Below are 26,478 nucleotides of genomic sequence, written 5' to 3' on the forward strand. Positions count from 1 at the left end.
GACATGACCCACAGCACCGGCACCCTGTACATCATTTCCGCCCCTTCGGGCGCGGGCAAGAGCAGTCTGGTCAAGGCCCTGACCGACGCCAACCCGGAAATCCGCGTCTCGATTTCCCACACCACCCGCGCCATGCGCCCGGGCGAAGTGGACGGCGTGAACTATCACTTCGTGAGCCGCGAAGAGTTCGTGAAGATGGGCGAGCACGGCGACTTCCTCGAACGCGCCGAAGTCTTCGGCAACTTCTACGGCACCTCGCAAAGCCGCCTGCAGCAGACCCTGGACGAAGGTCACGACCTGATTCTGGAAATCGACTGGCAAGGCGCAGAGCAGGTTCGCAAGCTGATGCCTCAGGCCCGCTCGATCTTCATCTTGCCGCCATCGTTGCAGGCCCTGCACCAGCGCCTGACCAACCGTGGCCAGGACAGCGACGAAATCATTGCCGGCCGGATGCGCGAAGCCGTCAGCGAGATGAGCCACTACGTCGAGTACGACTACCTGATCATCAACGACGATTTCGCCCACGCGCTGGACGATCTGAAAGCGATTTTCCGCGCCAATCAGCTGCAACAGAAACGCCAACAGGTGCGTTTCGGCAAATTGCTGGCTGAATTGCTGGGCTGAAACAGCACTTCCCAAAACCGCTGCAAGGGCTTTACATTGGTGCTTGCAGCGCGTTGAAGAGTCTGGTCAAAAAATCAGCGCTTCCCTAATCGCTGGTGATTTTTTAAACTGTTGAGTCCGCTCGCCCAACCGGGCAGCGCGCATATTGCATTCGCTCCGAGGAATACCATGGCCCGCGTAACCGTTGAAGACTGCCTAGAACACGTGGAAAACCGCTTTGAGCTGGTCATGCTCTCTACCAAGCGTGCCCGTCAACTGGCCACCGGCGGCAAAGAGCCCCTGGTACAGTGGGAAAACGACAAACCGACCGTAGTTGCGCTGCGTGAAATCGCTGAAGGCCTGATGAGCTACGAGTTCATCGCCGAGCAGGAAATCGTCCACGAAGACCCGGTCTTCGCTGCGTTCGAGGACGAGTCCAACGAGGCCGTCTAAGCCTATGCCTGGTCGACGTAGCACGGCGCGGGATCACAGCCTACGGCAGGAGTTATCATGCCGAGCATAGACGCCCTCGCCGATCGCTTATCGACCTACCTCGGCAATGACCAGGTCAACCTGGTCCGCCGAGCGTATTTCTACGCCGAACAAGCCCACGACGGCCAACGCCGCCGCAGTGGCGAGGCGTACGTCACGCATCCTCTTGCCGTGGCCAATATTCTTGCCGACATGCACATGGACCATCAGAGCCTGATGGCTGCGATGCTGCATGACGTGATCGAAGACACCGGTATCGCCAAGGAAGCGCTGCAAGCGCAGTTCGGTGAAACCGTGGCCGAACTGGTCGACGGGGTCAGCAAACTGACCCAGATGAACTTCGAGACCAAGGCCGAAGCCCAGGCTGAAAACTTCCAGAAAATGGCCATGGCCATGGCACGCGACATTCGCGTGATCCTGGTCAAGCTCGCCGACCGCCTGCACAACATGCGCACGCTGGAAGTGCTGTCCGGCGAAAAACGCCGGCGCATCGCCAAGGAAACCCTCGAGATCTACGCGCCCATCGCCAACCGCCTGGGCATGCACGCGATCCGCATCGAGTTCGAAGACCTCGGCTTCAAGGCCATGCACCCGATGCGTTCCGCGCGGATCTACCAGGCGGTCAAACGCGCCCGGGGCAACCGCAAGGAAATCGTCAACAAGATCGAAGAATCCCTTGGCCATTGCCTCGCCATCGACGGCATCCAGGGTGAAGTCAGCGGTCGCCAGAAACACCTCTACGGCATCTACAAGAAAATGCGCGGCAAGCGTCGGGCCTTCAACGAGATCATGGACGTCTACGCGTTCCGGATCATCGTCGACAAGGTCGATACCTGCTACCGCGTGCTGGGTGCTGTACATAATTTGTACAAACCGTTGCCGGGTCGCTTCAAGGATTACATCGCGATCCCCAAGGCCAACGGCTATCAGTCGCTGCACACCACCCTTTTCGGCATGCACGGTGTACCGATCGAGATCCAGATCCGTACCCGCGAAATGGAAGAGATGGCCAACAACGGCATTGCCGCCCACTGGCTGTACAAATCCAGCGGCGACGAACAGCCGAAAGGCACCCATGCCCGGGCCCGTCAGTGGGTCAAGGGCGTGCTGGAAATGCAGCAACGTGCCGGCAACTCGCTGGAATTCATCGAGAGCGTGAAGATCGACCTGTTCCCGGACGAGGTCTACGTGTTCACGCCCAAAGGCCGGATCATGGAGCTGCCCAAAGGCTCCACGGCGGTCGACTTTGCCTACGCGGTGCACACCGACGTCGGCAACAGCTGCATCGCCTGCCGGATCAACCGTCGTCTCGCACCGCTGTCCGAACCGCTGCAAAGCGGCTCCACGGTCGAGATCGTCAGCGCTCCCGGCGCACGGCCGAACCCGGCGTGGCTCAACTTCGTGGTCACCGGCAAGGCGCGGACCCACATCCGCCATGCGCTGAAACTGCAACGCCGCTCCGAGTCCATCAGCCTCGGCGAACGCCTGCTGAACAAGGTGCTCAACGGCTTCGACAGCGCGCTGGAACAGATTCCGGCCGAACGCGTGAAGGCGATGCTCACCGAGTACCGCCTCGAACTGATCGAAGACTTGCTGGAAGACATCGGCCTGGGCAACCGCATGGCCTATGTCGTCGCACGCCGCCTTCTCGGCGAAGGCGAACAATTGCCAAGCCCGGAAGGTCCGCTGGCGATTCGCGGCACCGAAGGTCTCGTGCTCAGCTACGCCAAATGCTGCACGCCGATACCGGGCGACCCGATTGTCGGGCACCTGTCGGCGGGCAAAGGCATGGTCGTGCACCTGGACAACTGCCGCAACATCAGCGAAATCCGCCACAACCCGGAAAAATGCATCCAGCTCTCGTGGGCCAAGGATGTCACCGGCGAATTCAACGTCGAACTGCGCGTCGAGCTGGAACACCAGCGCGGCCTGATCGCCCTGCTGGCCAGCAGCGTCAACGCGGCCGACGGCAATATCGAGAAAATCAGCATGGACGAGCGCGATGGCCGCATCAGCGTCGTCCAGTTGGTGGTCAGCGTCCACGACCGTGTGCACCTGGCCCGCGTGATCAAGAAACTGCGCGCACTGACCGGGGTGATCCGCATCACCCGCATGCGTGCCTGAGCCCACCATTACAAGGAGTCATACATGACCAAGACCGTTATCACCAGCGACAAGGCCCCGGCCGCCATCGGCACTTACTCCCAGGCGATCAAGGCTGGCAACACTGTCTACATGTCGGGCCAGATCCCGCTGGACCCGAAAACCATGGAACTGGTCGAAGGCTTCGAAGCCCAGACCGTCCAGGTCTTCGAGAACCTGAAAGCCGTGGCCGAAGCCGCCGGCGGTTCGTTCAAGGACATCGTCAAGCTGAACATCTTCCTCACCGACCTGAGCCACTTCGCCAAGGTCAACGAGATCATGGGCAAGTACTTCGACCAGCCATATCCGGCCCGCGCCGCCATCGGCGTTGCAGCCCTGCCAAAGGGTTCGCAGGTTGAGATGGATGCCATTCTGGTCATCGAGTAATGCGCACGGCGCGGCCCTTCAGGTCGCGCCGACTGCTCTGCGGTAAAGAAAAGGTTTTGAAAGGATTCCACCATGCGCAAAGCGCTTGCTCTCTCGCTGCTCGCCATTTTCCTCGGCGGTTGCGCCAGCAACCCTGCCGACCGTGACGTCAGCGGCACCTGGATCAATCAGGTAGCCATCGATGCCGCCGCCAAGGGCGGCCCCCTGCGTGAAGCGCTTCAGGCCTACGGCCCGAACCTGGAATGGGACATCAACACCAAGGCCGGCCAGGCCCGTTTCACCAACGGTTTCGAGAACGTCGAAGGACGGCTGCAAGGCGAACAGTCCGGCGCCTGGAAAGTCGACTTCTACGGCAGCTCCGGCAGCGAGCTGAAACGCGACGGCGGCCAGTTGCATCAGGCTGCCAGCGAAAACGAACCTCAGCAGCTCTTCGATCGCGCGCAGATTCCGGTGCCGGAAGGCGCACCGATCGGTGCCAGCTTCGAACGTGCGCTGTACTCGGCCTACCTGGGCGGCAACTGGACCATCGCCAGCGGCCAGGGCGAAGGCGCCACCGTGCAATTCCAGGCTGACGGACAAGTCTCCGGCCTGCCGGGTGCCGACCGCTACGCCTTGTGCCTGGCGGGCGACTGCGCCTCGATGAGCAGCGGCAACGACAGCATGTGGCTGCAACAGAACGGCCAGGGCAATAACTGGATCTTCGTTCGCAAGGGCAAGGAGCTGGAAATTTTGCAGGCCGTGAACACGGCACTGGCGGATGAACAACCGCAGTTCAGCCCGGGCGAACGCAAGTGGTTGCTCGAGAAGCAGTAACCCATCTCTGAAGCTACAGAGATCCCATGTGGGAGCGAGCTTGCTCGCGATGAGGCCATAGCATTCAACATTTGTGCTGACTGTTATGCCGCCATCGCGAGCAAGCTCGCTCCCACAGTGGTTTGTGGCGCCTGGAAATCAGCACTTGCCCTCAAGAATCGCGGCATACCCCTCGCGATAACTCGGATACGTCGGCACCCAACCCAACGCTTTCGCCCGGGCATTGCTGCAACGCTTGCTGCCGGTTCGACGGACGCTCTCGTCTTCCGACCATTCGGTGACACCCAGATACTCACGCAACCAGGCAACGACTTCGGCCAGCGGCGCCGGCGCATCGTCCACGCCGATGTAGACGTCATCCAGCGCCACACCCTTGCGATCCGCCTCCAGCAGAAACGCCATCAGGCCCGCCGCGTCATCGGCATGGATGCGATTGCCATACAGCGGCGGATCGACCGCTACGCGATAGCCACGACGCACCTGGGTCAGCAGCCATTCACGGCCCGGGCCGTAGATGCCGGTCAGGCGCACGATACTAGCGGGAATGCCGCTGTTGAGCGCAACCTGCTCGGCCTCCAGCATCACCCGACCGGAATAACCAGCGGCAACGGTCTCGGATTTTTCATCCACCCATTCCCCGTCCTGCTGCCCGTAGACACTGCTGCTGGAAACGAACAGCAGCCGATCCGGCACCTGTCCGTAATCGTCCAGCCAGCCCAGCACATGCTGCAAACCCTGCACATAAGCCGCGCGATAACCGGCCTCGTCGTGCTCGGTCGCGGCCGCGCAATACACCAGGTAATCCACGGCACCGACCGGCCAGGTCTCGGGGCAGTCTTCATTGAACAAGTCACCGGCCACACCGATAACACCTTCCGGCAAACGTGAAACATTGCGGCGCAGGCCATACACCTGAAAGCCGGCAGCCAGCAATTGCGTGGCCAGACGGCTGCCGACATCACCGCAACCGGCGATCAAAACAGAGGGCGCGGACATCAAAAATCTCCCATCGGAAAGCGACAGACTAGCCCTGGCAGGGGACGAGCGGCTAGCAATGAAGGAAAAAAAGCAACTCTATTACTTCTGTTAACAAGAATTACTTGCAATAATGCACGTCACTTTTGTTCTCGGCCTCACGAGGCCTGGAAGAGCATCACCGTTTTTCTACCTCAGGTCCGGCCAGCATGACACGCATTCAAACCCCCGCTTCGCCAACCAACCGACCTCGCGCCTGGAGCGCGGTGGCTGCCCTGCTCCTCAGCCTGATGCTGGCGCCAACCGCCGCTTTCGCTGACGCCCAGGCGCCGGCCACTCCAGCCGCCCACGAGCAGGCTGCACCGGCTGCCCCTGCCGCCGCGCCGGCCGCGACCGACCCGGTTCAGGCCGTGGACGCCAGCGCCGAAGACGCACCTGAAGTCCTCGAAGCCGACAACACGCTGGGCATGGCCCACGACCTGTCGCCATGGGGTATGTATCAGAACGCCGACATCATCGTGAAGATGGTGATGATCGGCCTGGCCATCGCTTCGATCATCACCTGGACCATCTGGATTGCCAAAGGCTTCGAGCTGATGGGTGCCAAGCGTCGTCTGCGTGGCGAAATCGCTGCCCTGAAAAAAGCCACCACCCTTAAAGAAGCCAGCGCCACTGCGGCGAAGGAAGGCACCCTCGCCAACCTGCTGGTCCACGACGCCCTCGAAGAGATGCGTCTGTCGGTCAACTCCCGCGAGAAAGAAGGCATCAAGGAACGCGTCAGCTTCCGCCTCGAGCGTCTGGTGGCCGCCTGTGGCCGCAACATGAGCAGCGGCACCGGCGTTCTCGCCACCATCGGTTCCACCGCACCGTTCGTCGGTCTGTTCGGCACCGTGTGGGGCATCATGAACAGCTTCATCGGCATCGCCAAAACCCAGACCACCAACCTCGCTGTCGTGGCCCCGGGCATCGCTGAAGCGCTGCTGGCCACCGCACTGGGTCTGGTCGCTGCGATTCCTGCCGTGGTCATCTACAACGTGTTCGCCCGCTCCATCGCCGGTTACAAGGCTCAGGTGTCCGATGCGTCGGCAGAAGTCCTGCTGCTGGTCAGCCGCGACCTTGACCACCAGCCTGAGCGCAGCAGCTCGCAGCCGCACATGGTCAAAGTGGGGTAATCGGCCATGGGCCTGCATTTGAAAGAAGGCGCAGACGACGATCTGGCCGAGAACCACGAAATCAACGTCACGCCGTTCATCGACGTGATGCTGGTGCTGTTGATCATCTTCATGGTGGCTGCTCCGCTGGCCACTGTGGACATCAAGGTCGACCTGCCTGCGTCGACTGCCAAACCGGCGCCACGGCCAGAGAAACCGGTGTTCCTCAGCGTCAAGGCTGACCAGCGCCTGTACATCGGTGACGACGAAGTCAAAGCCGAAACCCTCGGCGCCGTGCTCGACGCCAGGACCCATGGCAAGAAAGACACCACCATCTTCTTCCAGGCCGACAAAGGCGTGGATTACGGCGACCTGATGAGCGTGATGGACAAGCTGCGCAGCGCCGGTTACCTGAAGGTTGGTCTGGTCGGCCTCGAGAGCGCAGTCAAGAAATGATCACGACGCGCCATAAGCTGACGCGTTACAGCGGTAGCCTGGCCGTGGTGCTGGGCGTTCATGCGCTGGCCATCGCGCTGGCGCTGAACTGGACCGCCCGCCCGCCCATCGAACTGCCGCCGCAGGCAATGATGGTCGAGCTGGCACCGGTTCCGGCCCCGCCACCGCCTGCACCGCCGAAAGTCGTCACACCACCGCAGCCACCGGCTCCGGTCGAAGAACTGCCGATCCCGAAACTGGCCGAAGCCCCCAAGGCAGAGATTGCCGTACCCAAGCCGAAGCCAAAACCCAAGCCAAAGCCGCAACCGCCAAAACCGGTTGAGAAGAAACCGGAGCCGGTGAAGGAAAAACCTTCCGAGGAAAAACCGGCGGAACCTCAGCAGACCCAGGCGCCGACGGAGAAATCCGCCCAGCCGGCACCGGGCCCGTCGCCAGCACAACTGGCGGCCAAGGCCAGTTGGCAAGGCACCCTGCTCGCGCATTTGCAGAAGTACAAGAAGTACCCGGCAAGCGCACAGGCACGGGGCAAGGAAGGCTTGAACCGGCTGCGTTTCGTGGTCGATGGCGAAGGCAACGTATTGTCGTTCGAACTGGTGGGCCGCTCCGGCAACGCCGATCTGGACCGGGCCACCCTGGACATGATCCGCCGCGCCCAACCGCTGCCCAAGCCACCGGCCGACATGTTGACCAATGGCTCGATCGAAATTGTTGCGCCGTTTGTTTACTCGCTGGAACGCCGCCGCTAAGAAAACCGCAAAACCTGTGGGAGCGAGCTTGCTCGCGATGGGGCCTTGTCAGCCAGTGCTGCTTCGGCTGATACGCCGCTTTCGCGAGCAAGCTCGCTCCCACAGGGTTCTATGGCAACCGGAAAAATCCAGCCAGAAAGGCACCGAAAGGTGCCTTTCTCATATCTGCCAACGGCAAACCGGCATTGCCCGGTGTCGCATTCATCACTCAGTCTGATAACGTGCGTCTATCGATTGCAGCCGGTATGCTTGGCCCGCATCTTCATGGACGCTTGCTATGACTCTCACAGAATTACGCTACATCGTTACCCTCGCCCAAGAGCAGCATTTCGGCCACGCGGCCGAGCGTTGCCACGTCAGCCAGCCGACCTTGTCGGTGGGCGTGAAAAAGCTTGAAGACGAACTCGGTGTGCTGATTTTCGAGCGCAGCAAAAGCGCCGTGCGCCTGACCCCGGTCGGCGAAGGCATCGTCGCCCAGGCGCAGAAAGTGCTGGAGCAGGCCCAGGGCATCCGCGAACTGGCCCAGGCCGGCAAGAACCAGCTGACCGCCCCGCTGAAAGTCGGCGCAATCTACACCGTCGGCCCGTACCTGTTCCCGCACCTGATTCCGCAACTGCACCGGGTCGCCCCGCAGATGCCGTTGTACATCGAAGAAAACTTCACCCACGTATTGCGCGACAAACTGCGCAACGGCGAGCTGGACGCGATCATCATCGCCCTGCCGTTCAACGAAGCCGACGTGCTGACCCTGCCGCTCTACGACGAGCCGTTCTACGTCCTGATGCCGGCCCAGCACCCGTGGACCCAGAAAGAATCCATCGACGCCGCGCTGCTCAACGACAAGAGCCTGCTGCTGCTCGGCGAAGGCCACTGCTTCCGCGATCAGGTGCTGGAAGCCTGCCCGACCCTGACCAAGGGCAACGACGGCGCCAAGCACACCACGGTCGAATCCAGCTCGCTGGAAACCATTCGCCACATGGTCGCGTCCGGCCTGGGCATCTCGATCCTGCCGCTGTCGGCGGTGGACAGCCATCACTACGCCCCGGGCGTGATCGAAGTGCGCCCGCTGTCGGCACCGGTGCCGTTCCGCACCGTGGCCATCGCCTGGCGCGCGAGCTTCCCGCGGCCGAAAGCCATCGAGATCCTCGCCGACTCCATTCGCCTGTGCTCGGTCGCCAAACCTGCCGCGCCGGTTACGGCCGGTTAAGCCAGCGTCATGACTGAGCTGTCGCAGGTGTCGGTCACCGCACTCAAGGGTGTCGGTGAAGCCATGGCCGAGAAACTGGCCAAGGTCGGCCTGGAGAACCTCCAGGACGTGCTGTTCCACCTGCCGCTGCGTTATCAGGATCGCACCCGCGTGGTGCCGATCGGCGCGTTACGGCCGGGTCAGGACGCCGTGGTCGAAGGCACCGTCAGCGGCGCCGATGTGGTCATGGGCCGGCGCCGCAGCCTTGTCGTGCGTTTGCAGGACGGCACCGGCGGCTTGAGCCTGCGCTTCTATCACTTCAGCAACGCGCAGAAAGAAGGCCTCAAGCGCGGCACGCGGATTCGCTGCTACGGCGAGGCCCGGCCCGGCGCGTCAGGCCTTGAGATCTACCACCCGGAATACCGCGCCATCAACGGCGACGAGCCGCCGCCGGTGGATGAAACCCTGACCCCGGTCTACCCGCTGACCGAAGGCCTGACCCAGGCGCGCCTGCGTCAGTTGTGCATGCAGACCCTGACCCTGCTGAAACCGGCCACCCTGCCCGACTGGCTGCCGACCGAACTGGCCCGCGACTATCAACTGGCGCCGCTGGCCGACGCGATCCGCTACCTGCACAACCCGCCCGCCGATGCCGACGTCGACGAACTCGCCCTCGGCCATCACTGGGCCCAGCATCGTCTGGCTTTCGAAGAACTGCTGACTCACCAGCTATCGCAGCAGCGCCTGCGCGAAAGCATGCGCTCGCTGCGCGCACCGGCCATGCCGAAAGCCACCAAGCTGCCGGCGAAATACCTGGCCAACCTCGGCTTCAACCCGACCGGCGCTCAGCAACGAGTCGGCAACGAAATCGCCTACGACCTCAGCCAGCACGAACCGATGCTGCGGCTGATTCAGGGCGACGTTGGCGCGGGCAAAACCGTGGTCGCCGCCCTTGCCGCACTGCAAGCACTGGAAGCGGGTTATCAGGTCGCACTGATGGCGCCGACCGAGATCCTCGCCGAGCAGCACTTCATCACCTTCAAGCGCTGGCTCGAACCGCTGGGCATCGAGGTGGCATGGCTGGCCGGCAAGCTCAAGGGCAAGAACCGCGTCGCCGCGCTGGAGCAGATCGCCAGCGGCACGCCGATGGTGGTCGGCACCCACGCGCTGTTCCAGGACGAAGTGCAGTTCAAGAACCTCGCGCTGGTGATCATCGACGAACAACACCGCTTCGGCGTGCAACAGCGTCTGGCGCTGCGGCAGAAAGGTGTCGGTGGGCGCATGTGTCCGCACCAATTGATCATGACCGCCACGCCGATTCCGCGGACGCTGGCGATGAGCGCTTACGCCGACCTCGACACCTCGATCCTCGACGAACTGCCGCCCGGCCGAACCCCGGTCAACACCGTGCTGGTCACCGACACCCGCCGCGTCGAAGTCATCGAGCGGGTGCGCAGCGCCTGCGCCGAGGGCCGTCAGGCCTATTGGGTGTGCACGCTGATCGAAGAGTCCGAAGAGCTGACCTGCCAGGCCGCCGAAACCACTTTTGAAGACCTGACCGCCGCCCTCGGCGAGTTAAAGGTCGGGCTGATCCACGGCCGCATGAAGCCCGCCGAGAAAGCCGCCGTCATGGCCGAATTCAAGGCCGGCAACCTGCAACTGCTGGTTGCCACCACCGTGATCGAAGTCGGCGTGGACGTGCCCAACGCCAGCCTGATGATCATCGAAAACCCGGAACGCCTCGGCCTGGCGCAACTGCACCAGTTGCGCGGCCGCGTCGGCCGGGGCAGCGCGGTCAGCCATTGCGTGCTGCTCTACCATCCGCCGCTGTCACAGATCGGCCGCCAGCGTCTGGGCATCATGCGCGAGACCAACGACGGTTTCGTCATCGCCGAAAAAGACCTCGAACTGCGCGGCCCCGGCGAAATGCTCGGCACCCGCCAGACCGGCCTGCTGCAATTCAAGGTCGCCGACCTGATGCGCGACGCCGATCTGTTGCCCGCCGTGCGCGATGCCGCCCAGGCCTTGCTCGAACGCTGGCCGACCCACGTCAGCCCGTTGCTCGACCGCTGGCTGCGACACGGGCAGCAATACGGCCAAGTGTGAGCACCGTCGCAGTTTCTCAAAGCTCGTTCCAACCAAGCTGGTTATACTCCAGCAATTGTTTCAAAAACGGATACAGACCATGACCGAAGCTGCTCTCGCCCCCGAATCCCCGCACGCTCCGTCTGTTATTCGGCTGCTGCTCAACAAGCTGGGCGTCGCCTACGAAGAAGTGCTCGACCACCACGGCCTCAACGCCTCGCGCAAAGTGCAGGCCGTGTTGCTGGACGACGCGGTCGGCGCGCTGATGGTGCTGTTTCCACAGAGCCAGTTGCTGGATCTCAACCGCCTCGCCGAGCTGACGGGCCGTCGCCTGACCGCCGTGTCCACCGAGCGCCTGGAAAAGATGCTCGGCAAACACAGCCTGAGCCTGCTGCCGGGCCTGCCGGCGCTGACCAGCTCGCCGTGCCTCTACGAAGAAAGCCTGCTGCGCGAGCCGAAGCTGCTGATCAACTCCGGCGAGCCGGGCCTGCTGCTGGAAATCGCCAGCGAAGACTTCAAGACCATGCTGACCAAGGCCAGCGCCGCCAACTTCGGCGAAGCCCTGAGCAGCATCCGCCCGAACCTCGACCGCCCGGACGATGACCGCGAGGAAATCACCCAGGCCGTGCAGGCGTTCACCGCGCGGCGCATCCAGCAGCGACTGGAAGCGACCATCGAGATTCCGCCGCTGGCCGAAACCGCACAAAAAATCATCAAGCTGCGCGTCGACCCGAACGCCACCATCGACGACATCACCGGCGTGGTCGAAACCGACCCGGCGCTGGCCGCACAAGTGGTGAGCTGGGCGGCGTCACCGTACTACGCCTCGCCGGGCAAGATCCGTTCGGTGGAAGACGCGATCGTCCGCGTGCTGGGCTTCGATCTGGTGATCAACCTGGCGCTGGGCCTGGCCCTCGGCAAGACCCTGAGCCTGCCCAAGGATCACCCGCAACACACCACGCCGTACTGGCAGCAGTCGATCTACACCGCCGCCGTCATCGAAGGCCTGACCCGCGCCATGCCGCGCGCCCAGCGCCCGGAAGCCGGCCTGACCTACCTCGCTGGTTTGCTGCACAACTTCGGCTACCTGCTGCTGGCCCACGTGTTCCCGCCGCACTTCTCGCTGATCTGCCGCCACCTGGAGGTCAACCCGCACCTGTGCCACAGCTATGTCGAGCAACACCTGCTGGGCATCAGCCGCGAACAGATCGGCTCCTGGCTGATGCGCTACTGGGACATGCCGGACGAACTGGCCACCGCCCTGCGCTTCCAGCACGACCCGAACTACGACGGCGCCTACGCCGAATACCCGAACCTCGTCTGCCTGGCCGTGCGCCTGCTGCGTGGTCGCGGGATCGGCTCCGGGCCGGATGAAGACATTCCGGATGCGTTGCTGGAGCGTGTTGGTTTGACTCGTGACAAGGCCAATGATGTGGTCAGCAAAGTGCTTGAGGCTGAAGTGCTGCTGCGTGAACTGGCTTCGCAGTTCAGCCAGGCCTGATTTGCGCCCATAAAAAAGGCCCCACACTCACACGAGTGTGGGGCCTTTTTTGTTGATCGTTCACACCGGACTCAAGCCTTCGGCTTGGCCTTCCTCGGCTTCAAATACTTCATCAACCCCTGAAACCACATCACCAGCGCCGGATTGCCCTTGAGCTGGATCGACTTGTCCTGAATCCCCTGCATGAACGCCAGCTGCTTGTTCTTCGCCTGCATCGTGGCAAACCCGAACGCCGCGTCTTTAAAGGCAATCGCAAACGCCGGCTCCGCCACCACCCCGGACTTGCTGGTAATGCGCTGGTCCTTCACCACGAAATGCCGCGCCACTTTCCCGTCCAGAGTCTGTAGCTGAAACACCAGATCCTTGTCACCCAACTGCTGCTGGAACGCAGGATTTGTCCGACTGGCCTTACCCATCAACAGACCCAGTATCCACAGTAGAAAACGAAATTTCATGCGCACAGCCTCAAAAGGAAAATGAACGGCTGGGGGAGTGTAAGGGATTCGGACGGATTCGCCACTATCTTGGATTGATAGAAGACGATGCATGGCTTTTCCTGAAAGATGACTGCCAAGTCACGACTTCACTCTCAGGACTTGATCGTTCCCACGCTCTGCGTAGGAATGCCTCCCGTGACGCTCCGCGTCACACCATCCCCCCGTCCTACACCTGAAGAAACACATTCCTGTAGGAGCTGCCGAAGGCTGTGGTTTCTTGTTCCTCTAACCCGCAATTCCTTGGGAAATGTCCTTCAAACTGCGGTGCTGTCCATGAACTAGGCAGGCTGGACCATCGTCGATAGCCTCTGTGTGTCGCCGCAAAATCGGTGACTCGGACGTGCAAGTCCGGTTCAGGTGCACAATCGCAATGGCATTTCGCCGAGCCTTTTCCTATGCTCGCGGATCGTTATGGCGGCTGTGCGTCGGAGACCTTCGGGTCTGCCGGGCACCTGGACCGGTCTTGCACACCAACGCACAGCTGCCACCTATTTCGAAGTGCAAAGCGAATGGGTGTCGGCCTCACAATTCCAGGAAGCTGCGCAATGATCAAACCAACACCGAATCCCCCCGAAATTCCAGAAAACCCGGAAACCTCTCCCTACGAATCCCTCGATTCAAAGAAACTCCACGAAGCCGCCGAACGCGCCCTCGACCACCACTTCAAACCCAGAGCCTCACGCCCCAAACGCCTGGGCGGCCTGTTCGCCCTCTGCCCCAACGCCGACGCCGAAGCCCTCATGGCCAACGCCTCCGAAGACCTGCTGTCCATCAGCGCCATCGCCGCCAACCTGGCCGACGACCTCGACGGCCCCCGCCGCTCGATGGCACTGGGCCTGAGCAGAATGGCGGACGGCGTGCGGTTGATGGTGGAAGGCACGCTCGATCACATTGAGTTTCGGGAGTATCAGGCCAAACCGTAACTGAATTGCGGGCGGAAAAAAGGGGACTTTAAGTCCCCTTTTCTCATAATTTCGGGATCACCACTGGCAACCCGTCTCAGGTGAAAAATCTATCCCGAAATCTTCCTCGAATGAGTACTTCTTCCCAGACTTGTAGTTCGTGTAGACCATGCTGTAGACACGGGCACCCTGACTGACCATCTCATATTCACCTGTCAGAGCACCTTCGGAGACCTCCACCCAAGTCGTCGTGAACTCATACGGTCGATCCTCTGCCAGGATTTCTTGCTCGGTGTTCCGATGCACAAGCGTAATAAATCGCTTGGACTGCCTATACCGGACACCCACCCCGCCCCATGTGGACACGGAGTCGTGATACGTCCTGAACTCAAAATTGATGTTCTTACCTTCCGACGAACGAAAACAGCGAACCTCGGTTGTGAGTTCCCCATAGGCAGCTAAAGGACAGAGCAATAGCGCAACCAAAGGCAGCACAGACAAATACTTCAAACTGGTCGTTCCTTAAGCGGTAGGTGATAACCACAAAACTGCATGGCAACCGTTCAGATGATTACGAAGCGCTAGAGCGAAAAGTCCAAAACCTCTTCAAGCACCCAGCACGCCCCTCGAACAAACCGATACTCGAAGACATAATCGGTATCCGGTTTCTGCAGGATGGCGACGGCGTGATCACCCTGCTCTTCCTTGACAGTCAACGTCAGGCCCTGAGCCTCTCGCTTCGCCAGATCCGGCATGATCGGGAACTTGAGCTGATCACCGCTGAGGCTGCTTTTTTGCATCTCGGGCTCGGGATCACCGGCCACAGTCGTGACCATTTTCAGCGGCTGCTGGACGAAGGCTTTCTGCACGTCCGCGCGTTCAGAGAAGGCTGAGAGAAATGTAGAAAAGTCGGGTGAGGGGCAAGCGGCACTGGCCTTGTCACCCTCGGTTTTGAGTGGCTTCTGACGGTTGCCCTGATCCAGTTTCGAATCCGAAATCATCCTTCCATCCAGGTCCGCCAAGTACTTCTTGATGCTCGCCGCATCCTTGTAAGCACACACGACTTCTAAGCCATCTTCCCGATTTATACCGTCAAGGCAGTTCTGCAACTCAGGGTCTGGCGGGTCACCCCGAAAGAACTGCAAAGCCAAGTGGTCGCCGTCCTTGAAGAGCGGCAGTTCCAGCACCGAATAGGAATCTCCTTCGAAAGGCTCGTGCAGAACTTTGTGTTTTGTCAGGACAAACATGGACTTCCCCGCTCGCTCAGGGAATTTGCGCTCGAAGAAGAACACCGAGGCAATCTGTTCGCCTTCAACCTTCCACACATAATTCAGCGAAGGTTTCACCGCATTCGTGGGCGCGTAGAAAATCTCGGCATCAGGCACATGCACGTCTCTAACCTGATCCTTAAGGTTGTTCTTCAAAAAGAACACCGTGATCTTTTGATCACCCAACGAAGCAACCACCGGGGGATGCAGTTCTCCGATGGTTTGTAGGTCACTTGCCGATGCCGGCTGAGTCGACAAGCCGACGATGAGCCCGAGCACACCAAAACAACTTAAGAGCCTGTTCAATTCCGATCACTTCCCTGCTGATCAATCTTTTAAATATTTACGCTTTTGGTTTCACGATGACTCAGGTGCGCCACATTTCAGCTCTTTGATCTGCTCGTTCTGAATCGGAATCACACAGGCGAGGCGCGTGTCTGCGCCCCCACGAAGCTCAAACAAGCTAAGCGTCACATGCAAACCGTCGTCCGCAAATACGTGATCCTCAAACCCGGCATAGCTATAACCCGACCTGAACGACTTGCCGTCAAAACTGCAAAAGCGCCTGGACGACAACACCCTCCAATTGCCGTCCGGCGCAAGAATTTGCACATCGAGGCACGGACTACCAAACGTGGTGACATAACGAGCAACAACACCACCAAAGCGTTGAGAGGCAGAGTTGGAAACCTTGGCGACATCGACCACTTCACTCGGATCATCCGGCGCGACAGTGTCCAGATAAGCGGCTCGCTCCAGACTCATTCTGGCGATGCAGTTATTGGTCAGCGTGGCATATGCCTTGGATCCGGTTTCAGTCTCTATGGCTTCGAGAGGGCATATGGTGTCGCGCAACTTGATCCACGCGCGTTGCGAGTCTCTGGCCATGGCCATGTAAGCCTTCGCTTGTTCAGGCTGACGCTTCCATTGAGACTCGAATCGAGTCATCAATAGTTTGTAGCTGGCATTGAGTTTTGCATCGGCACTCTTGCGGTCGGCTTCCACGCATTGGTCGTATTGCCAGCTCACCGTGATGACTTTGCAGTTGTCCTCAGCGAGCGCGATTGAAGCGGACAGCAGGCCTAAGGACAACGCGATAAAGCGCACAAACATGTTCAATGTTTCATTCCCTGAATGACGGATCGCTCAACTACGCGTTGAGGTATTTTCTGCGCCTTGCCGTCGGCGCTCATCGCGTCGCGGTACTGGCTGTAATAACGCTGCGCTTCGTCTTTGCGATCAAGGCGCCAGAGTGAGTCGGCGATGTTCAACATCAGCACTGTGCGTTTACCGACGGCCTCAACTCCGCGATAGAACTTCAGTGCAAGCTCATCTTTGCCGCCCTCGGCCAAGTAAAAGCCAAGGTCGTTATAGGCCTGAACATTTTGCGCCGGGGGGTGACACGCCATGTAAGACTCTGGACTTAAAAAGACCAGACCCCATTCGATGGACTCTGCACGGGACTGCGCCGGTTCGTTACTTGAGACATGTTTCAGCAAGTCCTTTGGAGACCTCGTCTCCAGGGCGGGAGTGAGCACATCGCCGTCGCCGGTAACCCACTGATTGCCCTTCCACTGGCCGACACAAAAAGTGGCCGAACGATCAGCCAGCACACAACCGGTCTCCATGGAGATCACCGTGCAATGCTGTTGCGACACTAGCTTCTCTTCACCGTTTTCGTCCGACAACATGCCGAAGATCACCGGGTCGAGCAGCAAGGTTTTCTTGTCAGGACTGAGCATATTGGAGTGCCCATCGGCGCCAATATCGGCGCCAAAGAGCGGAAAGGTTTTGCCATTGGCGGTGAACCATGCAGTCGCCGAATCCACACCGGGCATCGCCCATTCTGTAGCCCGAAATGACACCGTGTTCCCGTTGACGCCGACTATTGGCGGGTCTTCGGCATAGGCGCTCATAGCTCCGAACAGACAGCCGATCATCGATACCCACTTAAGGCTGCCCGCGAGAAGATGCTGACTCATGGAAAATTCCCTTTTGCCGTTAACCGGCCTGTTGTCCAGCCAGACACTTTGCGTAGCCATCGGCGAATTTGGCATCGAATGACAGTTCCACCGGCTCTTCCAGTTCAGCCGAGGTATTGAGCAACACTCGAGTGGCCGGGGTGTATTTGATCCAGCCGATGGTGCCGGTGCCGTCCGTATCAAAGAGCAACTGGGCTCGCACGGTTTCACCGTCGTCATCGTCAATCAGCAGGTTGACCTTGTCCTTGCCGACATAGCGGAACGGGAAGTTGCTGCTCCTGACCATTTCGGTGAGATAGCCGTAGCAACTCACGGCTTCGGCAGTTGCCGGAATGGCGTAGGTGAGGGGCAACAGTAGAAGTGCACTCAGCATGGGCCGAATGGAAAAGCGGTTCATCCAATCATCCTTAATCAAACAACGGCGATCACAAATCCTTGAACGTCAGCAGCCGGAACTCGTTGTTCACAAACTCGAAGTAGCGGGTTCTGTAGCGGCTTTCCAGCTCATTACCCTGCGCGTCCTCTTCGGTATCGGCCGCAATGCCGGAAACAATGAGCAGACGACTGTCAGGCCGGTTCGACAGGCTGAAGGTATTGCCGTCGTATGCATTCGGCAGTCCGCCGACAACCTCCCCCGTACGCGCATCCAGTACTTCGCCGCAAATGGCACTGCCACCACAACCGACTCGGTGCAGGATGTAGTGGCCGGCAAAGTTGACCTTGCCTTTGAGTGCCTGCGCACGAGCCTTATCCATCATCGAGTTGCTGTGTTCTTGCGGCACAGGCTCATGATTAGTGCCGGCGAACACTGGGGAGACGGTGTAATCCTTGAAAGCCGGGTTGGCGGCGTAAGCCACGGACGTGGCAATGACCAAGAGACTACCGAGTAGAACTGAACATCCTTTCACGCTGTAACTCCGTAATTGGAACCTACTCGGACTGACCTTCATAACGCTGTGTCTGCGGGTTGAATTGCCACAGATGTGGCCGGGTCATGGCTACGTTATTTTTGTAGCGAATCTGCCCGCGTTTATCCCTGATGTAGGAATAGATCTCGATGTCTTTGACGTCGCCGCCGTTCTTCGGCGGACCATCCAGTACCTTGATCCCGGCAAAGTAATCACCGCCGGTATGCTTCAAGTAACCACGGCATTGGATCAGGAAGGCGTACGTCATGTCGCCGGCCGAGCCGTGACTTGAATAGGAGAGGAAGATGAAATCGTCTCGGCCATCGCCATTGAGATCACCTTGGTACACCACCTTGCCACGCTCTAGAGAAAATTCGCCATCGTAGAAGCCAGAATGTATGTCTTCGACACTTTCCCCACTGTCTTTCCATTGCGTAAGAAAAGTCTTGGTATCGCTTTCCTCGTTGCAGAAATCCGACGCCATCCCTGCCATCGGCAACCAGCTCATACATAACAACAGCAGTCTTTTCACTTCATTTCCTTTGAACTAACCCGTCTCAATTCAGCGGGAGTGTTTTTCCATTCGCAGCAAAGGGCGCGCTCGCCGTAGCGCCGTTCGCCAGCAACATTTCACGCGCTAACTCCGTTCGGTCTTTGCAGACTTACTCAAAAGCCATGCTGCGCACCGCTGTTTTGATTTCTTCAAATCCTTCGGCGCTGATCACCAGCGGTGTGGCCGAGCCTGACTCCGCCGAGCCGATCAGAACGTCTTTACCCCGCAGCAGGCAAAAAGCGACGCGGGTAATGTGCCGTCGTGGCTTGTCGTGGAAGCCGAAGATGAACCCGGAAGACGCCTCCCCACCCCATTGCTCAAAGGTGTAGGTGTTCGCACGACCCGCCAACTCGTTGGGTACCCAACCGTGATCAGTGAGGGTCGCCGGGCACCTTCGGTCGTTGTCATCACGCAGGACTTGCACCGCAAACGCATCGTCTTCCGGTGGTTTCCAGGCGGTGAGGCGGGAAAAGAACTCCGTACTTTCACACATCAAACCAAACCACGGCTGGCGCAGGTTAGAGGGTTTCTCGAAGTACCACTCGGAGCCACTCGACGTTGGCGCTTGCCACAAGCGAGGCGCGCTGGACGATTGGGGCAACTGTTTGGCTGCCACAAAGACCGGATAGAAATCATCGAACGTCAACCATTGGTCTTGCAGCAGCGGCATGGAAAACCGACATGACCCCATGTCTACAACTGCCGCCGCCGGGCCGTGAAGGACCTGTGACTGACCCATTGAATTGCCGACTATCACAGCATCGGCGGCAACGACCTGGCCCATTTGACCAAGCACGAGCAAAACAGACATCCACCCATGGAAGTATCGAGCGCTCACTTCACACCCTTCGAATTCATCAATTCCAGTTCACCATCCCGATACAACACTTCACACCCGATCCACGCCAGATCAACCTGCGGCATCACCGCCGAGGGCTTGCGCAATTCCCGCAATAACGTCGAACCATGCGACAACCGCCCGCCCATCCGCGCAATCACCGCCCGCGCTGCCTGATAGTGCGCGTGACGCCCGGGATCGAGGGTGTCTTCCAGCAAGATGTCTTCGCCAAGAATGCCCCGCACCTGCCCCGGGTAAATCATGAATCCGGTGGCCTGTTCGGCACCTTCGCGACCGTCCTGCCAGAAGCTGCCGTCGCGCGTGCGGATGTCCGGGTGCGGCGCAAACCAGTGTTCGCGATCCGCCAGAGGCATGGCGTGATGCAGGCGGAAGAAGATGCGCATCAGGTTGTCGCGATACCACTCGCGCACTTGCAGGTAGTAACCACGCAGGCCCGGCAGGCCGATTGAATGGGCGAGGCGGATCAGGCCTGACCATTGCGGGAACGCCTGTAGTGGCAACGCGCTCGACGTGGGTCGAGGTGTGGCCGGATCGGTCTCCCACGGCAGTCGATGGGGGCTGTTTTCCAGGTTGTCGTAAGCAGTGGGTGGTCGGCCCAGCCAGTCCCCGCCGCTGCTGGCCAGCGCCGTGGCGATGCACAGATTGCCCTGCACCACGAACACATAGAACCGGGTGAACCAGTCGGCCAGTTGCTGACCGTCAGCACTCTGGGCAACGAGGTCGGTCAGCTCCCGGTCGAAGCGCTGCAAGCCGTGCTCAAGGCTCAGCAAATGTCCGCGAGCGATACGTTGCATGCGCAGAAACAATGGCAGCGAACGCAACATCCGCAGCGGTCGCCACGGCAGATGCGGGGTCGCGCCGCCGACTTCACCGGCATAGTTGCTGGCGCTGATACCCCAGTCGGCCAACCGTGCGAGAAACAGGTCATTGTTGATGTAGGACGCGCCGACAAATACAGCCGTGAACGGCTCGTTGTCCTGCAACACCCGCGCATCCCAACGGGCCATGATCGCCGGAATGCTCGCAGCGGCCCGGCGCTGGGCGTACTCCACCAGCACGCTGGGTTGTGGTGGCAGGATCTCGGCGATGTTGGCGGCCGTCAGGTGGCGGCGCCAGCCGTAGTCGCTGATCGGCCGATATTGCAGCAGCCACAGTTGCGTACCGTCCCAGGCCCATTCGACATCGCCCGGCACATAGTGAAACACCCGCAAGACATCCTGGAGAAAGCGCCACAGCACGTCTTCGGTCAAACCGTGGGCGGCCGTGAACGTGCCACTGCGCCAGGCTTCGCCGAGCCGCGAAAGCGTCGCCCGTTCCGGGCTGATCTGACCGTCGGCAAGGGACTCCAGATGACCTTCAACCCACTCAAGCTCCACCGACAGATGACGCACAAACGCAATGCCCGATACCTGTGGCGTGATGAAGCGCTGCACCACCACTTCCTCGACACCTTCGACAGTCAGCTCGGCAATGCGCGCCGGCACGTTGGCGGCCGTCTCGCGCAGATAGGTCGTGCTCAAACCCGCATTCGCCGAGTCGGCCTGATCTTCGCCATAACTGGAGGAACGCACCGCCCAGGTCGCCTGTGGTTGGCTGGCGAGGAAGGCCGGCAGCCGCGGATCGTTGCAATCGTTGAGAGTCAGCGCCGCCGGCACCGGTTGCCGGGCCAGTTCCGCCAGACGCAAACGCCCGCCCTTGGTGTGCGCGACGAACCCGCGCTCGCCCGACTCCAGCCACTGCGCAAACTGCGCGGGCGCGTCGATCCACGGGTAATGACCCCAACCGGGTTTGAGGCTGATGGTCAGGTCTGCGCGCGCAAGAATCGCCGACCATGCCGCCGCTTGTTCGATGCCGAGCACCTTGTCCTGATCGCCCCAGACCAGCTCGACCGGGTCGGTGATCCACTCCAGCAATGGCAGCGCAGTGTCGGCACGGATCAGATCCCAGTGCGGCACAAACGCACGACAGCGCGCATAACCGGCGCCCATGCGCTGATATTGCGCGGGCGTCCAGGTCTGGTTGGAGAACTTGCGCGCGAACAGCGTGGGTTTGTTCGAAAGCAGCCAATGAATGGACTTGCGGATCGGCAGCGGTGACATCAGCGCCGGCAATCGGCGTTGCCACAAAAAGGCGCCCACCGGCGCCAGCAACACACTGCGAGCAAAGTGCCCGGGCCGACGTTGCAGCGCATGCAGCACCAGCAACGCGTTGACTCCGACGGCCATGATCGCGCCGCCCTTTTGCGTCATCGCCAACAAGGTCTGGGCGTAAGCCGCCAGATCCTCGCAGGGCGCCTGCGGGTTGGCGCCGAAGCCCGGCAGCTCCAGCGGCACCACGTCGTAACGCTGAAAATGCGGCAGCGCGTCATCCCACCAATCGGCGGCGCTGCCGTTGCCGGCCAGCAGGTACATCAAAGGCTTGCTCATGGGCGATCCTCAGGCCAGATCGCGCAGCGCGGCGTCGAGGGTCGGATAGCGGAACGTGTAGCCCGCCTCGCTCAAACGCCGCGGCACCACACGCTGACCGTCGAAAAACAGCTGAGCCATTTCCCCGGCCAACGCACGCACGGGCGCTGCTGGAATGTGGAACCACACCGGACGACTGAGGACCTTGCCGACGTTCTCGGCGAACGCTGCCTGACTGACGGTTTCGGGCGCGACCATGTTGTAGGTGCCGCGCAAATTTTCATCGTGGAAGGATCGAGCGATCACCTGAATCACATCGTCGCGATGCACCCAGCTCATGATCTGCTGACCGTCGCCCATGCGCCCGCCGAAACCCAGACGGAACGGGATCAGCAACGGCAACAGCGCACCGCCCGGCCCAAACACCACGCCGAGGCGCAGCACGACCTTACGCACGCCAAACTGCGTCGCGGGCTGCGCCGAAGCCTCCCAACGCGCACAGAGTTCGGCCATGAAACCGTCGCCCTTGCTGGCCTGTTCATCGAGGCTTTCGCTGGCATCGCGCACGCCGTAAAAACCGAGGGCCGAGGCCTGAATCCACAGCGCGGGTTTATGGCTCGTGTGCTTCAGCCAGGTCATCAAGGCTTCGGTGGTATCGACCCGACTGGCGAGTAGTTGCGCCTGCCGTTTGGGGCTCCAGCGAGGCCCGGCGACCGGTGCGCCGGCGAGGTTGATCACCACGTCGAAGGGTTCGTCGCGGCCGAGTTCGCTCAACAAACGCACACAGCGGACGCGACCGTCGAACAGGTTCGCCGCTTTCAAAGGATCCCGCGCCAACACGCTGACCGTGTGGCCGGCGTCGAGTAACTGATTGACCACGGCTTCACCGATAAACCCGGTGCCCCCGGTGATCAGCACGCGCTTGTAGGCACCGCCGACAAAGGGGTTGGACTTGCTCGCGGTTCTTTCCGGCGGGGATTTCCGACGATCATGGCGCAGCAACCAGATCAGCGGCGGCAACAGCACCAGCAGCGCGAAACCGTCGAGCCACAAGTGCGACCAGACCTGTTTTTGCGCTGAAAGCCATATGTCCTGCGGCGCCCATAACAGCACGCCCGCCATCAGCCAGCCCCACACGCTCGGTGATTTCAGGCGATTGCCCAAATGCACCAGCGCGAGCATGTACAGCGAATAACTTTGCAACGTCGCGCCGAACAGTGCGAGCCACCACACCTGCTGCTCGTGACCGGCGGCAGGGACCGCATCGGCGCCCCAGAATGCGAGTTCGAGGGTGTGCAAATAGCCGTCGAGTAATCCGGAATGACCGGCCCAGGTCAGCGTGAGACCGGCGAGCACATGCACGATCGCCGCGGCATACAGCCAAAGCACCATCGCGGGGCGAAGAGAGAAAGAGGGGGCTGGCATTCCGTGTCCTGAGCGCGTTCCTTGAGGGCGGGGAGTTTAAAGGAAAATGGGGGTTGTCAGTCGCGCGAAGACAAAACGTTTAGTCCCGTTCAGTGATCGCTATTGCGCGGAGTGAGCGTCGATCACGCCGAATAAACTCTTCAACCTGGCAATATCTTCTTCGTAAAAGCTATTACATTGGGTGACGACTAAATATTCAGAGCTGGTCGCTTTTTCATAGGTGCTGCATACAAGTCCAAAACCTTCCCCGCCACCCTGTCGTTCATACACGACATCCCGCGCATCCATCAGTACCCAGCCTGGCATCGCCAGTTTTTTAGTGGCTGATTCGGGCAACTGATCGAAATGCATGATTCCCTCAGCATTCGGCAACTTGACGAGCAAGTTGTAGGGCGACGACAAAGCACTCATCCCCACCGTTTTCTTGACCTCGTTGAGGTCATTACCCCGCACGATAAACGTAGAGAGGCGGTCTATATCACTCTCATTAGCTGGATGATTGCGCGGCGACAGCTTCAAGACTTCCACGGTGCCCTCGTTGAGGCAACTGACCACCTCAAGGGTTGACTGGACGTCATGAAACTCGCAGGTGGATTCTTGAGCAAATACTGTCGGTGATAGAAATACCGTGCAGAACGCGAACACCCAGTTGAAACAAGATTGGGGCACGCTCAGTTGAATGTCCTTGTACACATTTCCATTCACTGTGTATGACTCGCACCAATGCATTGAATGGAGCTGTCCGCGATGACGCCTCGGGCCAACAAACGCTCGACCGCAGCAGGGCCCGACTTAAGCTCGGTCTTGCTGGCCTCACGATAACAGGCCATTGCACGGGGCAGATCAGCAGCGACGACAGTGCCGGTTTCGTAGACGTCACCCAATCGCAGGAGTGCGTGGCTAGAGCCTCGTAGCGCGGCGCTTTCCAATGTGGCCATCGATTTTTGCGGATCGATGCAGGCCTTGTGATCGTCGTACTCACCCTCATCGCAGTAAAACAAGGAGAGGAACACGCCATCGTCGGGATTACTCTGAAATGCCTGATTCATGAGCGCCAGAATCTGTTCATTCGGCAATCGCGGTGCCTGCCCGGAAAGACTGATTCCCGCGGCCGCCACTGCCGCCTGGGCCGAACCTTTGCGGGCACCGTCCACATAGCTGTCCAGCGCTGCCGCGTACAAAGAGACACCGGATTCACCAGATGCCTTGTTGACCAGCCGATCGAACATCACGCCTTTTTTCAACTCGCGCTCACCGGGTGAAGGGCGATCTGTTCGAGCCACGTCATCCATCACCGCTTCGAGCGTCCAGTCTTCAACACTATTCAGCACCCAGCAGTCGCTGTGTGTGAAGACGAAAATCTTCAAGAAGGTACCCTGCTGATCACGCACGACCACCCTGTTCGGAAACGCGATCTCGGTAGACAGGCTCAACGCGGCAGCATTTTCCGTACCCAGCACGCTAAATTCATCGGCGGGCAAATGCTTGACGCTGCGCACGACAACCTTGGGTATGTTGCCTTCAGCCACGACATGAGTTTCCTTAATCGGCGACGCGGTAAACGCTTTCTGTACCGCCGAGTCCGATGAAAAGATTTTGACGAAGTCAGTGAAGTTGTTAGCCGGGCATTGCTGTTCAGTAGAGGCGAAAGCGCTTGTGCACAGGCCGGTGCTCAACAATGCGATGGAAAGCCACTGATTCAGCCTCCGTGTTGTCATACCGCAAATCGGTACCGCAAAAAATCGTTTCAATAGTGTTCTTCCTTGAGCCACTCAGGTCTTGCGTTTGGTGAATCGGGTAATGCATTGCTCTGGCCCGTTCATGCCCCAATAAGTGCTGAGCAACGCCTTACGCTTTTTGTCTACGCGCAGGTTGACGAAGCCATCGCCGCAATCGGGCTTAGCCTCTTCGAAACGGTTTGTCTCAGGTTGGTAGATGAACACTCTGAAGTAGGAGTAAGTACCCATACCGTCATCAATCTGCCAGACAGAAAAGTCCTTCATACCGTCGAAATTGAAATCGCCGATCTGCATATGCAGCGGTTTTTCCGCTTGAAAATCGATTGTCTGCGACTCGCTATGGGCTGCGCTTTTAACCGAGACGTTCAGCGTGGAACCTTCGAGAACCAATGTTGCTTCGACGTCTTGGGTGGGACTAAACGTCGTGGTTTCGGCCCACACAGGCACTATCCACAGCAGGCCAAGCAGTGATAGCGCCAGAGTTTTGAATGGCATGTGCTCGCCCTACTCCCACTTGCATCCGGACTCCAGTGTCGAGTCGACAAAGGTATTGACCATGAAACTGTATGCCTTGCCGTTGGACTTCTTCGTGTACGACATCGAGACAATCTGCGAGCCTTGAGTCATCAGTTCGTAGGTGCCCGTTACTTTGCCGTAAACCACTTCAGACCAAGTCCGGGTGTGTTGCCAAGGGGCTTCCGGGTCGAGGATTTCGCTTTCGGAGTCGGTCAGCACAATGGAAATCGGCTCGCTGGACTTGGCGTACTTGACGAATCCACCTGACCACTTGCTGGATGAGTCGTAGTAGGTACGCAGTTCGAACTTCACCGGGCTGTCCTGTGAAAGTTCGAAGCAAAGTGATTCGGTGGTGACCTCCGCATAAGCCATCAGGGGGAAGAGGCTGGATAGCAGAAGAAGTGCTTTTTTCACGTTCATTTCCTTATGAGAGATCAGGGGCACGGGCCTATTCCGATCCCGCTACACACTGACCGTCCCGAAGATTAGGAGCCAGCGCCCGATTTCCCAACAGATACCAACTCGCAAGCGACTGACTCTCGCAATAAGCGTTCTTCTCGGCATCGTAATAAAACGCGACCTTGTGCTTGGCCATCCCGCCCCGGTTGGGGACGAACAACTCGACGGCGAACACGACATCGGGCAAAGCAGTTTTTCTGTCCGACATCAGCTTGGGTGGCCCCAGAAACTTACAGGGCACGCCATCAAAAGGCAGATCCAACCGGCCGTCTTGATACCTGTAAATCGCGCAAATGCCATTCGGATCTTCAATCACCACGGCAGCCATCGTTCCACCGCTCCAGTTCACCACGCCATCTGCAATGGCGCGAAAACTCTCGGCAGGCATTTGGTTTTCCTTAGTGAGTGCAGCGACCATCGCGGTGGGC

The 26,478-nt window shown here is 59.7% G+C and carries 28 protein-coding genes; 12 read left to right on the plus strand and 16 right to left on the minus strand.

Translation table 11 applies throughout. From position 1 onward, the window contains the following. The first annotated feature begins 3 nt into the window (after positions 1-3). From gmk to CAG02_RS06920, 5 genes are all read left to right on the plus strand, one after another. Positions 4-624 (plus strand): guanylate kinase, encoded by a 621-nt coding sequence (gmk, locus tag CAG02_RS06900; RefSeq protein ID WP_085708867.1) that lies wholly within the window; start codon positions 4-6, stop codon positions 622-624. 168 nt (positions 625-792) lie between these two features. Beyond that, a complete protein-coding gene (gene rpoZ, locus CAG02_RS06905) occupies positions 793-1,056 on the plus strand; it encodes a DNA-directed RNA polymerase subunit omega (RefSeq protein WP_003229503.1) in 264 nt (87 codons plus the stop codon). Positions 1,057-1,113: 57 nt separating this feature from the next. Further along, positions 1,114-3,219 (plus strand): bifunctional GTP diphosphokinase/guanosine-3',5'-bis pyrophosphate 3'-pyrophosphohydrolase, encoded by a 2,106-nt coding sequence (spoT, locus tag CAG02_RS06910; protein ID WP_007954439.1) that lies wholly within the window; start codon positions 1,114-1,116, stop codon positions 3,217-3,219. 24 nt (positions 3,220-3,243) lie between these two features. Next, positions 3,244-3,624, plus strand: a complete 381-nt coding sequence (locus tag CAG02_RS06915) for a RidA family protein (RefSeq protein ID WP_003229509.1) — start codon at positions 3,244-3,246, stop codon at positions 3,622-3,624. 72 nt (positions 3,625-3,696) lie between these two features. Further along, entirely contained in the window at positions 3,697-4,437 is a 741-nt protein-coding gene (locus CAG02_RS06920) for a hypothetical protein (protein ID WP_085708866.1), read from the plus strand. 138 nt (positions 4,438-4,575) lie between these two features. On the opposite strand, the gene CAG02_RS06925 is transcribed toward CAG02_RS06920, so the two are convergent. Beyond that, entirely contained in the window at positions 4,576-5,433 is an 858-nt protein-coding gene (locus CAG02_RS06925; RefSeq protein WP_085708865.1) for an SDR family oxidoreductase, read from the minus strand. Positions 5,434-5,621: 188 nt separating this feature from the next. Between CAG02_RS06925 and exbB the strand changes: the two genes are divergently transcribed. The 6 genes from exbB (at position 5,622) to CAG02_RS06955 (ending at position 12,537) form a co-directional block, all read left to right on the plus strand. Then, positions 5,622-6,584 (plus strand): tonB-system energizer ExbB, encoded by a 963-nt coding sequence (exbB, locus tag CAG02_RS06930; RefSeq protein WP_085708864.1) that lies wholly within the window; start codon positions 5,622-5,624, stop codon positions 6,582-6,584. 6 nt (positions 6,585-6,590) lie between these two features. Continuing rightward, positions 6,591-7,019, plus strand: a complete 429-nt coding sequence (exbD, locus tag CAG02_RS06935; protein WP_085708863.1) for a TonB system transport protein ExbD — start codon at positions 6,591-6,593, stop codon at positions 7,017-7,019. After that, positions 7,016-7,765, plus strand: coding sequence for an energy transducer TonB (locus CAG02_RS06940; RefSeq protein ID WP_085708862.1), 750 nt, complete (start codon positions 7,016-7,018; stop codon positions 7,763-7,765). The genes exbD and CAG02_RS06940 overlap by 4 nt, the downstream gene beginning before the upstream one ends. A 277-nt stretch (positions 7,766-8,042) precedes the next feature. Further along, entirely contained in the window at positions 8,043-8,972 is a 930-nt protein-coding gene (locus tag CAG02_RS06945) for a hydrogen peroxide-inducible genes activator (protein ID WP_064379831.1), read from the plus strand. A 9-nt stretch (positions 8,973-8,981) separates the two neighbouring features. Then, positions 8,982-11,057 (plus strand): ATP-dependent DNA helicase RecG, encoded by a 2,076-nt coding sequence (recG, locus tag CAG02_RS06950; RefSeq protein WP_007954416.1) that lies wholly within the window; start codon positions 8,982-8,984, stop codon positions 11,055-11,057. A 79-nt stretch (positions 11,058-11,136) separates the two neighbouring features. Beyond that, positions 11,137-12,537, plus strand: coding sequence for an aminoacyl-tRNA deacylase and HDOD domain-containing protein (locus tag CAG02_RS06955; protein WP_085708861.1), 1,401 nt, complete (start codon positions 11,137-11,139; stop codon positions 12,535-12,537). Positions 12,538-12,608: 71 nt separating this feature from the next. On the opposite strand, the gene CAG02_RS06960 is transcribed toward CAG02_RS06955, so the two are convergent. Further along, a complete protein-coding gene (locus CAG02_RS06960) occupies positions 12,609-12,992 on the minus strand; it encodes an SCP2 sterol-binding domain-containing protein (protein ID WP_085709252.1) in 384 nt (127 codons plus the stop codon). A gap of 587 nt (positions 12,993-13,579) precedes the next feature. Here CAG02_RS06960 and CAG02_RS06965 point away from each other — a divergent pair. Beyond that, a complete protein-coding gene (locus CAG02_RS06965) occupies positions 13,580-13,957 on the plus strand; it encodes a DUF6124 family protein (protein WP_085708860.1) in 378 nt (125 codons plus the stop codon). A gap of 560 nt (positions 13,958-14,517) precedes the next feature. Here the strand turns inward: CAG02_RS06965 and CAG02_RS06975 are convergent. The 14 genes from CAG02_RS06975 to CAG02_RS07040 form a co-directional block, all read right to left on the minus strand. Next, positions 14,518-15,510 (minus strand): hypothetical protein, encoded by a 993-nt coding sequence (locus CAG02_RS06975; RefSeq protein ID WP_256576837.1) that lies wholly within the window; start codon positions 15,508-15,510, stop codon positions 14,518-14,520. A gap of 51 nt (positions 15,511-15,561) precedes the next feature. Then, the gene (locus CAG02_RS06980) at positions 15,562-16,317 is read right to left on the minus strand and encodes a lysozyme inhibitor LprI family protein (RefSeq protein WP_085708858.1); all 756 of its coding nucleotides are present in this window, start codon (positions 16,315-16,317) and stop codon (positions 15,562-15,564) included. Between the two features lie 2 nt (positions 16,318-16,319). Continuing rightward, on the minus strand, positions 16,320-17,186 hold the full coding sequence (locus CAG02_RS06985; protein ID WP_085708857.1) for a type IV pilus biogenesis/stability protein PilW: 867 nt from the start codon (positions 17,184-17,186) through the stop codon (positions 16,320-16,322). A gap of 19 nt (positions 17,187-17,205) precedes the next feature. Continuing rightward, a complete protein-coding gene (locus CAG02_RS06990) occupies positions 17,206-17,583 on the minus strand; it encodes a hypothetical protein (protein WP_085708856.1) in 378 nt (125 codons plus the stop codon). A 28-nt stretch (positions 17,584-17,611) separates the two neighbouring features. Beyond that, positions 17,612-18,043 (minus strand): hypothetical protein, encoded by a 432-nt coding sequence (locus CAG02_RS06995; protein WP_256576836.1) that lies wholly within the window; start codon positions 18,041-18,043, stop codon positions 17,612-17,614. 73 nt (positions 18,044-18,116) lie between these two features. Further along, entirely contained in the window at positions 18,117-18,626 is a 510-nt protein-coding gene (locus CAG02_RS07000) for a hypothetical protein (protein WP_256576835.1), read from the minus strand. A 130-nt stretch (positions 18,627-18,756) separates the two neighbouring features. Next, positions 18,757-19,431 (minus strand): hypothetical protein, encoded by a 675-nt coding sequence (locus CAG02_RS07005; protein ID WP_256576834.1) that lies wholly within the window; start codon positions 19,429-19,431, stop codon positions 18,757-18,759. A gap of 50 nt (positions 19,432-19,481) precedes the next feature. Beyond that, positions 19,482-21,932, minus strand: coding sequence for an alpha/beta fold hydrolase (locus tag CAG02_RS07010; RefSeq protein WP_085708853.1), 2,451 nt, complete (start codon positions 21,930-21,932; stop codon positions 19,482-19,484). 9 nt (positions 21,933-21,941) lie between these two features. After that, positions 21,942-23,336 carry a TIGR01777 family oxidoreductase gene (locus CAG02_RS07015; protein ID WP_085708852.1) on the minus strand — a complete coding sequence of 465 codons (1,395 nt, stop codon included), beginning with the start codon at positions 23,334-23,336 and terminating at the stop codon, positions 21,942-21,944. Between the two features lie 99 nt (positions 23,337-23,435). Beyond that, positions 23,436-24,029: a hypothetical protein gene (locus CAG02_RS07020; RefSeq protein WP_085708851.1), complete on the minus strand. Its 594-nt coding sequence runs from the start codon at positions 24,027-24,029 to the stop codon at positions 23,436-23,438. A gap of 8 nt (positions 24,030-24,037) precedes the next feature. Then, a complete protein-coding gene (locus CAG02_RS07025) occupies positions 24,038-25,087 on the minus strand; it encodes a sel1 repeat family protein (protein WP_139831833.1) in 1,050 nt (349 codons plus the stop codon). A 21-nt stretch (positions 25,088-25,108) separates the two neighbouring features. Then, the gene (locus tag CAG02_RS07030) at positions 25,109-25,570 is read right to left on the minus strand and encodes a hypothetical protein (RefSeq protein WP_085708849.1); all 462 of its coding nucleotides are present in this window, start codon (positions 25,568-25,570) and stop codon (positions 25,109-25,111) included. A 9-nt stretch (positions 25,571-25,579) separates the two neighbouring features. Then, positions 25,580-25,903 (minus strand): hypothetical protein, encoded by a 324-nt coding sequence (locus tag CAG02_RS07035; protein WP_256577295.1) that lies wholly within the window; start codon positions 25,901-25,903, stop codon positions 25,580-25,582. 136 nt (positions 25,904-26,039) lie between these two features. Further along, the gene (locus CAG02_RS07040; protein ID WP_085708848.1) at positions 26,040-26,438 is read right to left on the minus strand and encodes a hypothetical protein; all 399 of its coding nucleotides are present in this window, start codon (positions 26,436-26,438) and stop codon (positions 26,040-26,042) included. Between the last annotated feature and the right edge of the window lie 40 nt (positions 26,439-26,478).

Source organism: Pseudomonas sp. R43(2017) (assembly GCF_002112345.1).
GTDB lineage: Bacteria > Pseudomonadota > Gammaproteobacteria > Pseudomonadales > Pseudomonadaceae > Aquipseudomonas > Aquipseudomonas kribbensis.